The sequence below is a fragment of the Faecalibacterium sp. AM43-5AT genome (assembly GCF_003603345.1).
Lineage (GTDB): Bacteria > Bacillota > Clostridia > Oscillospirales > Ruminococcaceae > Faecalibacterium > Faecalibacterium taiwanense.
Genome location: NZ_QVGZ01000011.1, coordinates 1 through 10,648, shown reverse-complemented (window position 1 = coordinate 10,648; position 10,648 = coordinate 1). Strand labels below are relative to the sequence as shown.

General features: G+C 52.3%; 4 protein-coding genes. All 4 read right to left on the bottom strand.

Annotated features, from left to right (window positions below; all coding sequences use genetic code 11):
• Positions 1-54 precede the first annotated feature (54 nt).
• Complete coding sequence (locus DW937_RS11700) at positions 55-5,910, bottom strand: DEAD/DEAH box helicase family protein (protein ID WP_243111477.1); 5,856 nt, start codon at positions 5,908-5,910, stop codon at positions 55-57.
• 1,496 nt (positions 5,911-7,406) lie between these two features.
• Positions 7,407-7,748 carry a TnpV protein gene (locus tag DW937_RS11695; RefSeq protein ID WP_112091874.1) on the bottom strand — a complete coding sequence of 114 codons (342 nt, stop codon included), beginning with the start codon at positions 7,746-7,748 and terminating at the stop codon, positions 7,407-7,409.
• 876 nt (positions 7,749-8,624) lie between these two features.
• Positions 8,625-10,415 (bottom strand): type IA DNA topoisomerase, encoded by a 1,791-nt coding sequence (locus tag DW937_RS11690; protein ID WP_165852929.1) that lies wholly within the window; start codon positions 10,413-10,415, stop codon positions 8,625-8,627.
• Positions 10,402-10,648, bottom strand: a 247-nt coding sequence (locus DW937_RS11685) for a DUF4368 domain-containing protein (RefSeq protein ID WP_120121011.1), incomplete at its 5' end; no start/stop codon positions are given. The genes DW937_RS11690 and DW937_RS11685, both read right to left, overlap by 14 nt.

Here is a 10,648-nt window from a genome sequence, read left to right as displayed (position 1 = left end):
CCTCAAAAATACCCCCGCCAGATTTCTTGCAGAGATCTAACGGGGTTATCCTATTTACAGTTCCATATCGTAACTTTTCCGCTTCTGGGATTTCTGCGGTTCGGCGGTGCGCTCTGCCTGCTTTGCATGAAGCTGTGCCAGCACAGAGGGTTTCCGCACATTGTCCGCAGTGCGCTCCGCAACGCGGCCTGCATAGTTCACAGGCTGGCGCGGCTTATCTGCAACCTCGGTTTCGGCTGCATCCTCGTCCACGCCCAGTGCATCCTCACTGCCCTTTTCATCCATGTTGAGCAGAGAGTTCAGCTCCGCAAGGCGCGCAGATTTTTCAGCCAATTCCGCTTCCTGTGCAAAAGGACGTTTGGCTTCTTCCCTTGCCTGCGCCAACTGCTGTTCCAAGGTTTCCAGTCTGCGTTCCACCTGTGGCAATGCTCTTTCGATGCCTGCCAGTGCATTGGTAACACGCAGAATGTTGCCTTGCGGGTCCTTGCCGACTTCCATAGAGTAGTTCCATGCGCCCTTGATGGATAAGCGGAACGTCTTATCGAAGTTGTCAAACCGGGAATGCAGTTCAAACGCACCGTAGCTGCCAATCCTTCCCTCGGTGCCAGCCGCTTTCAAAGCCTTGCAAGCCTCAATGATGGCTGCACCCGCTTCCTTGCGTTCGGTGTACACCTTGCCGCTGATCTCCATAGAGAAGTGGTCTTTGTCCTGCGCCAGAAGCGGTTTTGCCGCTTCTATATCGGTTTTCAGGGCTTCGATCTGACCCTTTGCCGCAGCGATTTCTCGCGGATAACGGCGCGCAATATCCGATTCCAAGCTATAAATCTGACTGGTGTGATTGGCTTTCAGCAGCTTCAGCTTGCTGACCTGAATATCCAGATCCATCTTTTCCTTGATGTAGGGATTGCCCGTTGCCAGTGCCTTGATTTCGGCATAGGACAGTGCGGTATCGTCCACATCATCGCAGGCACGGACAGGCGATTTAGAAGTCATGATTTGGCTTATGAACTTCTGCTTATTTTCCAGAATCTGCCACATATACGAATCAAACGTATTTTCAGTGACGTAACGATAGATTTTCACCTGATTATTCCGGTTTCCCTGCCGGAGAATACGTCCTTCCTGCTGTTCTAGGTCAGACGGCTTCCACGGGCAATCCAGATGATGCAGGGCAATCAGCCGATCCTGAATATTGGTTCCTGCGCCAAGTTTCGGCGTAGACCCCATCAGGACACGCACCTGTCCTGCGCGCACCTTTGCAAACAAGTCTGCCTTTTTCGTTTCCGTGTTGTACTCGTGGATGAACGCCACTTCTTCACGGGGAACACCTCTCGCCACCAGTTTTTCCCGCACATCATCGTAGACGTTGAATGTGCCATCGGCTTTTGGTGTCGATAAATCGCAGAAAATCAACTGTGTTCCCTTATCCGGGGCAGATTCTTCCCAGACCTTGAACGCATTGTCCACACAGCGATTCACTTTACTCTCTGGCTCATCCGGCAGCATATCATTCATAAGCCGCTGGTCGAGTGCCAGTTTTCTGCCATCGTTCGTGATTTTGAGCATATTATCGAATCTGGGATTCACGCTGCCGTTGCGTACAGCCTCAGCGCGGTCTGCAAAGGAACTTACCATTTCTTCCTGCGTTTCGCTCGGTTTCAGCACTTCGTTAATGTACTCTGCTTGCGGCACAGGCAGGTTCAGCATATCTGCCGTCTGCACATCCGCCGATTCCTTGAACAGAGAAATCAGCTCCGGCAGATTAAAGAACCTGGCAAAACGTGTTTTCGCACGGTAGCCCGTTCCTTCCGGGGAAAGCTCGATTGCCGTGACGGTTTCACCAAAGGATGCCGCCCAATCATCGAAGTGACTCAGCCCCATCTTCTGCAGGGTGTCATACTGGAGATACCGCATAATGGTGTACAGCTCCACCATCGAGTTGCTGACCGGGGTTCCGGTTGCAAAGGTCACACCCTTGCCGCCTGTCAGTTCGTCCAGATACTGGCACTTTGCAAACATATCGCTGGACTTCTGTGCATCGGTCTGGGCGATACCTGCGATATTCCGCATTTTTGTGTAGAGGAACATATTTTTATAGAAATGTGACTCGTCCACAAACAGGCGGTCAACCCCCAGTTCCTCAAATGTAACCACATCATCCTTTCTCGTCTGGTCGTTCAGCTTTTGCAGCTTTGCTTCCAGTGTTTTCTTTGTTTTTTCCATCTGCTTGACCGTAAAACTGCGGCTGTCCTCACTCCGGGCATCGGCCAGAGCCAGCGTAATGTCGTCGATCTGACGCTCTACAATGGCTTTCTGCCGTTCCGGGGAGAGCGGCACTCGCTCAAACTGCGAATGACCGATCACGATGGCATCGTAATCGCCGGTTGCAATGCGGGAGCAGAACTGCTTTCGATTGCTGGGTTCAAAATCCTTTTTCGTTGCCACCAACACATTGGCATTGGGATAGAGCCGCAGGAAGTCTGCGCCCCACTGCTCTGTGAGGTGGTTTGGCACCACATAGAGGTTTTTCTGCGATAAGCCCAGCCTGCGGCTTTCCATACCGGCAGCAATCATCTGGAAGGTCTTGCCTGCACCCACGCAATGCGCCAGCAGCGTATTGTTACCGTACAGAATGTGCGCAACGGCATTTTTCTGATGCGGCATCAGGGAAATTTCTGGGGTCATGCCCTCAAAACGAATATGACTGCCATCGTACTCACGAGGACGAATCGCATTGAAAATCCGGTTATAGGTCGCACACAAATCCTCGCGGCGGTCTAAATCCTTGAAAATCCACTGCTTGAACGCTTCCCGAATGGATTCCTGTGCCTGCTGTGCAAGCATGGTTTCCTGCTTATTCAGTACACGGTGGTCGCCATCCGCATCGTGAATCGTATCGTAGATCTTGGTATCCCGGAGGTTCAGGGCATCTTCCAACAGCTTATAAGCATTGACGCGCAGGGTTCCGTAGGTATTGGTGACAAGCGGATTGCCGCGATCCAGCGACTTGCCCGAAATGTTCCATGCACCTGAAATTTCGGAATAGGTTGCTTTAATGTCAATACCAGCATAGTAGTTCGGTGTTTTGAACACTTCCTTCATAAACTGCGTGATGTACTCCGGCTTCACCCAGTTCGCACCCAGCCGTACTTCAATTTCTGAAGCATCCAAATCCTTGGGCTGTACCCGTTTCAGGTAGTCCACATTGATCTGATACTCTGCATGGTTTGCAGCAAAGGTTTCTGCTGTGGCCAGTTTTTCACGAACATTGCCTGACAGGTATTCATCCGAGGTTTCCCACTGCTGTGTCACAGGATTTCGGAAAATCGCACCTGCCAGTTCATCCGTGATCTCCTGTTCCGGTTTACCGCAGAGCTGCACCATAAACGGTATATCCACCTTTGCTTTTTCTCCAATGGAAAGTGCCAGAGCTTCGCTTGGCGTGTCCACCGAGGTAACAGGCTCCGGCTTACGGATGGTACGTTTGGTAAAAATATCGGCAAGTCGTTTGAGATTCTTCTCTTCATCCAGAATTTCCAGTGATGCCAGCAGACAATAGCTGCTGTCCTGTCGGAACGCCCGCTTATTGGCAGTGCTGTTGATCAGACCGTACTGCGCCTTAAATGCGGTGTACTGCCGTTTCAGTTCATTTTGCAAAAGCTGTACTTCCGCATCCGAACCATCATGCAGCTGACAATCCAACAGTTTCCGGGTGGTTTCCCGCAGAGCGATCATGCCCAGCACTCGCTCTGCAGTAACGGCAGGCAGTTCCACCTTGTTCATAAAAGAATTTTCACGGTAGTAAATCTGTCCATCCACGTTCGTAAAGCTGAAATTCTTCACGCTGGGGTCTGCCGGGATAGGTTCTTCCTGCACATCCAGTTCATCGTCGGAGATTTCCGGCTCCGTGATGGTGGCATGGATGTTGCCGACCACCTCTTTTAACTGCTTGGCAAGGTCTGCGCCTTCGATGGGTTTGACCGTGGTTTCCTGCTTGCCGTACTGGGTGCTTTCCGTGGTGATCTCGCCCAGCACCATCTCAGGATGCTTTGCAAAATACTGGTTGATGGAATATCCTTCCGGCGTTTCACCGAGATCCACCCATTCTGCCCGCTCCACCGCTGCACGGTCACGCTTCTGCAGGAACAGAATGTCAGCAACCACGCCCGTGTTGGCATTGCGCTGGAACGCATTGTTCGGCAGACGAATCGCACCTACCAGATCGGCACGGTTGGCAAGGTACTCACGGACAGAGGAATCCTTCTTATCCATCGTACCGCTGGACGTTACCACCGCTACCACACCGCCCGGACGCACAAGGTCAAGACTTTTCGCAATAAAATAATCGTGGATGAGAAAATTGTGGCGGTCATACCGCTTGTCCGGCACTTTGTAATTGCCGAACGGTACGTTGCCCACAACACAGTCAAAGAAGCTGTCTGGGAACTGCATCGTTTCAAAGCCCTGCACCGCAATTTTGTTTTTCTGGTACAACTGCTGTGCAATGCGGCCCGAAATGCTGTCCAGCTCCACACCGTACATCCGAATCTTCTCCATGCTGTCCGGCACCAGACCCATGAAATTACCGACACCACAGGACGGTTCCAGCACATTGCCTTTGGACAATCCCATATTGCCCAGGGCTTCATACATTGCCTTGATGACCGTAGGAGAGGTGTAAAACGCATTCAGGGTACTGGCACGGGCTTCCTTATACTCATCCGCCGTGAGCAGGGACTGCAGTTCGGCATATTCCTTTGACCAGTCCGCATTGTTTTCATCGAACGCCTGCGGAATGCCGCCCCAGCCCACATACCGAGAAAGAATCTCCTGCTCCTCTGCAGTGGCCTGCCGCTGCTCTGCATCCAGTGTTTGCAGCACTCGAATCGCCTCCACATTGGCTTTATACTTTGTTTTCGGCCCTCCTGCACCGAGATCATCGTCCGTAATGCGGAAGTTAATAGGTTTCTGTTTGGGCTGTGCAGGCTGTTCTGTTTCTGCTCCACTGTCCAGCGGAAGATTGTGCTGCCGCCGTGCATGGTTGACCTCTGCCGGGGTCATAGGCTGCTGGGTCAGCGGTTCAAGGGCTTCCTCTGCTGCTGCACGGCTGATGGCATCCGTTCGGTTCTGCACATCTGCGATCAGCTGCATCTGTTCTGGCGGGAAGTCGGGATTCAGCAGTTCTTCCAGCTCGCCGCCTGCTTCTGCCACCGAATAGATCACATCCATCTGCTCCGGGGAGAAATCCTCGTAGGCCACACCCGCATTGTGCAGAGCCGTAAAGACTGTGATTTCAACCGCTTCTTCCATCGGTACATCTGCCTGTTCGTACAGATGCCGAATGTACTCCAGCTGTTCCGTTCGGAAAATCGGATACCGGGCTTCTTTTGCAAGGGTCATGTCCTGCAAACTGACCGTTCCATTTCCAAAGTCCACCGAATCCACACGGAACTCTCTATCGTCCAGTTCGATGATGGTATTAACAGGCAGATATTCCTCTCTGCGGAAGTATTTCGTTTGGGCATGGGTTCCATCTTCCTGCTGGCCGGACAGATAGACACTCTCCCCCTGCTTCCAGAGCTTCATTGCCTGTGAAACCCACTGTTCACGCGGAAAACCAGATACCTCAACCTTGCCGAGTGCGGTTTCCTTTTCCAACAGCTTGCTGCCAAGAAGTTCCGAAATGCGCTTTGCATCCTCGCCGTAGAACTCAAAGTTTCCGTACTGCTCATAGCCGACCAGAGCATCCGGGTAGCGCTCTTTCAGTGCGTTATATTCGTTGGCGGCATCCAGTGGCAGGGGCTGCAGCGTCTGCTCCGAATACTTTTCATCTGCAAGAGGCGCATCTTTTTTGGGTTTCTCAACCGCTGCGGCGGTTGACTGCTCTTTCGATTGCGGCTCCTGCTCCATGAAGTCAAACATGGAAATTTGCCCCTGTTCAGGAACCGCAATCTCAACAGCCCTCTTTTTTTCCGGGAAAATCGTGTACGTTCCCTCGACATACTGGTGCAGGATAGAGAGGGATTCTGCCTTGCGCTCATATTCTTCGGAATCCATTGGCACAGACAGCAGTGCAGTGTCCATCTGCTCCAGAAGTTCCGTTGCTTGTTCAGGGTCTGCCAGCTTTTCGACGAGAGCCGTTCGACCATCTTCATGGTAAAGGTCTTGCGGATAAGGCCGTTCCACTTCGTTCGGCAGATGGTGATAGAATCCCATCACCCGCATTGCCATCCGCTCGCGCTCATAAGCAGGCATCCGGGAGTAGTCTGCCGGCTTCAAATACTCACTGTCACGGATAAGCTGGTCGATCCGGCCTGCGGCCTGATTCCAGTTCAGATGAACGCTTGCATCCGGGTTCCCGTATGAGCCACGCTCCAAAGAAATGCCCCTGCCATCGTGATCTTCGTGAGAATCGTCTGCCCCGCAGAGTGCATGGCTGCTGCCGCCGATCCCGTAATGCTCTTTCAGGAAGTCAGCCCGTTCTTTTTTGTCCTCATGATTCAGAAAGAACGAATAGATTGCCAGCCGACTATCCGAGTAATTGCTTCCCCGCGTGAAATATCCATTGATTTCATCTTCCGTGATGAATCGTTTGTACTCATTCCAGTGAAAGCCATCCCGCGCCGAGTAGTTCTGATAAGGCTTTGCAAACTGCTGGAACAGAGCTGCCACTTTATCCGGCTTATAAAAGTGCATCCGCATCAGGTCTTTATCTTCGGCGTAGGCTTCCCCCAGCGCAGATAATCTGTCGTTTAGGTCAGTCAGAAAATCCGTATCATCCAGCAAGCCTGCCAGCCTGTCTGTCAGTTCCGGGAAACCGCCCCTGAAGATTGCTGTATCCTGAAACACTGCTTCGGCAACACCGTCTGCCAAGTCACGTTCCATATAAGCCACCGTCTGCGCGTGTTCCTGCAAAGCATTCTGCCGTGCAGCATCCAGAACCGCCTGCGGCGCATACTCGCCCTGCCGGAGCAGTTCATGGATGCGGTTGCTCACATCCTCCCATGACAAAAACGCATTGACAATCGTACCGCCCTTTGCCGTACCGCCTGCCGCAATGTGCAACCCCAAATCATCGAACCAGACCGCATACTTTGCGCCGTCAATTTCAAAGCCTTTTCCTCCCGTGCCGTATTCGTTTTTCACGAACTCCGTGTATTCTTCCGGGGTTTTCTCAACCATGAAATTGTAGATCAGACGAAGCTGACCTTTGCTGCGGTTACTGCCCGTGCGCAGAATTTCATCAACCACTTCGGGATCAAGTGCAATTTCATCCGCATACCGCGCCTGGATCGGTGCTTCAATGGCGCGAATCTGCTGTTCCACGGTCGGCAAATCAGGAAAAGAAAAAGCAGAGGCAATTTCTTCCTCTGCTTCGCTCAAATCTTGTTCTGTTGTCGGTTCGGTTAATTGTACACCAACTCCTTCAAGACGATCTCCTCTGCCATCGCCGTCAGGTTGTTCTGGTGCGCCGCCCATGCCAGCGGGTCCTTTTCCTTGCTCGGTGCCGGAAACTTCTCGTTCAGGCTGTCCAGCAGGGTTTCCACCCGACTCTCCGCTGCTTCCTCGATCTCCGCCAGATGCTGGTTCAGCCTGCCGCTCATCAGCATACTCTGATACCAGTTCTTGCGGTTCTCTTTCAGGTACGTCCTGCGCAGCATCCCGTACTTCCCGATGGTCTGCGGCTCGTCCTTCACGGCCAGATTCGGGAACAGATAATCTCCCTTGCGGTAATACGTCAACTCCATTTTCTTGTCCTCCTTTGGTCGTGTTTTCTTTGGTTTCGTGCTTTAATGTGTTAAAGTCCGTATTGGTATTATACAAGCTGTCAACGGATTTTTCAAGCTGCTGCGTGATTTCTTTTTTGTAAATTTTCCGCATCTCACGGCCAATGTCAAAAAGAACCGCTTCGCACTGTTCGGAAACCGCGTTGCCAAGGAACGACAGCACCGGCAGCTTGTTGAAATCCACAATGCGGATAAAGTCATCATCGTCCAGCACATCCATAGGCTCCTGCCCGCAGCGGCGGGAAAGCGTATAGAAAATACTGTTGGTCATCAGTTCCCGGAAGCGGACGCGGATGTTATCTTCGTCCAGTTCTTCCAGAAAAGTGCCTGCCACCTCATAGGCCAGACCGTCCATCGCTTCATCCAGATTGTCGGCGGTCAACTGCTGTGCCAGTTCCATCAGGGCAGTATTCATGCTGTCTGTCTGGGATAAACCATAGGTATCTGCCAGATGGTCTAAGATAGCCTGCTCATGCTCGTGGCTGTCCAGATTCCATAAGAGCGGTGTTTTTCCACCGCGCACCAGATGAGTGTCTGCAATATCGAACACATACCGCAGCTTGGTACGCGGTCCGGTATCATCCAGAAGCGCGATGCCTTTTGCGCCACGGTTGACCCATCGGCTCATTTTCTGATTCCAGAGTTCCAGTTCTGCGCAGGCTGTTGCATCGGGCCGCTGCGCGTGGATCAGGAGTGCATCGGTGAACGAATAGCGGTACAGCCGCGCCGCCACATCCAGATAACTCATCCAGTCCTGTGGCGAGTTACTGACATACCGGGCGTTCTGCTGCGCCAATTCTCGAATATCGTTAATCTGTGGCAAGGGTCAAACCTCCTTTACGTTTTCGTTTGCATCGGTGTTTTAGGAAATTCCAGGCTGTACTGTGCGCGGCCCTCTTCGACGCGCAGCACAAGGTCAGCGGCGAATGTCTTATCTTTTTTCGCGGAATAAAAGTCTTTTACATGGGTGCGTCCCTTCTTCAAAAGGTCTACCGCCATCTTCTTGTCCAGCGTTTTTCTCATGTTGGACAAGTATCTGCTTTCTTTCCAGAGGGCAAATTTGCAGCTGCGGTCTGCACAACAAAAGCTGAGTTTGTTCTCATGTACAGGATTTCCGCAGACCGGGCAGCTTCCCACGCTTACCTTATTATAATAGGGAGCCGCCGCGACGGTAGGAATCTGCCGCAAGTCGGCCAGCATCTTATCGATCAGTCCATGGATGCCCTGCATAAAATCGTGGGGCTTGATTTCGCCACGCTCCATCCGTAGCAGGTCATTTTCCCACTCAGCTGTCATGCTGGCAGATTTCAGGTAGTCCGGGATATTGCGGATCGCGGCCACACCGTCCTCCGTGGGAATCATCTGCTTGCCCTTGCGCTGTACATAGCCGGAGGATACCAGCTTTTCCAGAATCGCGGCGCGCGTTGCAGGGGTTCCCAGACCTTTCTTCTCAGTGTCCTTTTCAAATTCTTTGTTGCCTGCCGTTTCCATTGCGGACAGCAGGGTATCTTCGGTGTAGACTTTCGGCGGCGAAGTAAAGCCCTGCTTTTTCTCTGCCCGTACCACAGGAAGAACCATTCCCTGCTCCATCTTTTTCGGAAGCGGTACATCTTTGTCCTTTTCCGGCTCTGCAAACGGAACAGGCTTTGCCGTGTATCCGGGCTGCAGAACATCCTTATATTTTGCCGTGAAGTTCCTGCCCTGGCAGCATACCGTCACAAGCACATCCTCATAGATAAACGGCGGCTGCACGGCCTGCACCAGTTTCCAGATAATAAGCGAAAGAATCTTCTGCTTGGTTTCGGACAACTTTTCCTTATTACACTTTGCGCCCTGCATCGTCGGCAGGATCGCATGATGGTCTGCGACCTTGCTGTTGTTGATAACGTAGCTCACATCCACGGTCTGGCCATCCAGAGCCAGCACCAGAGATTCCACCGTCTTGCGCATATCCTCGGTCACAAACTGGCTGTCCGTTCTGGGATATGTCACCAGTTTTTCTTCATACAGTTCCTGCGCAGCCTGTAAGGTCTGGCTGGCGGTCAGGCCGTAGTATCGGTTTGCTTCTCGCTGTAAGGTTGTCAGATCATACAGCTTCGGAGGTTTCTTTTCCACCCTTTTGCTTTCAATGCTGCCAACCACAGCACACTGTCCATCGCAAGCTGCCTGAACGGTATCGGCATCCTGCTCCTGCGCCATCTGTTCCGATGCCGCCACGACACCCGCACCGGACAGTTCCACTTTATAATAGGGTTCCTTTACAAAGTTCTGGATTTTGGTCTGCCGTTCGGTCAGCATCGCCAGCGTCGGGGTCTGCACACGGCCAATGGTCTGTTTTCTGCCGTACTTTTTCGTAAAAGCACGGGTTCCGTTCATGCCGATCAGCCAGTCCGCTTTTGCCCTGCACTCGGACGCTGCAAACAGGTTATCATAGGCCGCGCCATCTCTCAGGTTCTCAAAGCCCTGCTGGATAGCGGCATCCTCCATGCTGCTGATCCACAGCCGCTTGATGGGGAGTTTGCTTCCGGCAAGAGCATACACACGGCGGAAAATCGCTTCGCCCTCGCGCCCTGCGTCTGCAGGATAGTTCTCGGAGGTGACTTTTCTGACATTGTTACTCGATGGCATCCAATGGGCCGATAAAGCGGTAGAAAATCTGGATTTTCTGGACGTATTCGCCATCGACCTTTTCCGCTTTGGATACCAGAATCTTGTCAATCAGCTGATGCAGAATCTTATAGTTCAGTTCGGTGATGCCAGCGTACTTGCTGACTTCATCAATAAAATCCTGAATCTTGTCCAGCTGACCGTGTTCAGCACGGCCTTCCCGCTCGTACTGCTCAATCTTCTCGGTCAGTTCA

Excerpts from the sequence above, each read along its gene's own strand:
- DW937_RS11700 (WP_243111477.1), bottom strand. The coding sequence starts at position 5,910 with ATGGAGCAGGAGCCGCAATCGAAAGAGCAGTCAACCGCCGCAGCGGTT.
- DW937_RS11695 (WP_112091874.1), bottom strand. The coding sequence starts at position 7,748 with ATGGAGTTGACGTATTACCGCAAGGGAGATTATCTGTTCCCGAATCTG.
- DW937_RS11690 (WP_165852929.1), bottom strand. The coding sequence starts at position 10,415 with ATGCCATCGAGTAACAATGTCAGAAAAGTCACCTCCGAGAACTATCCT.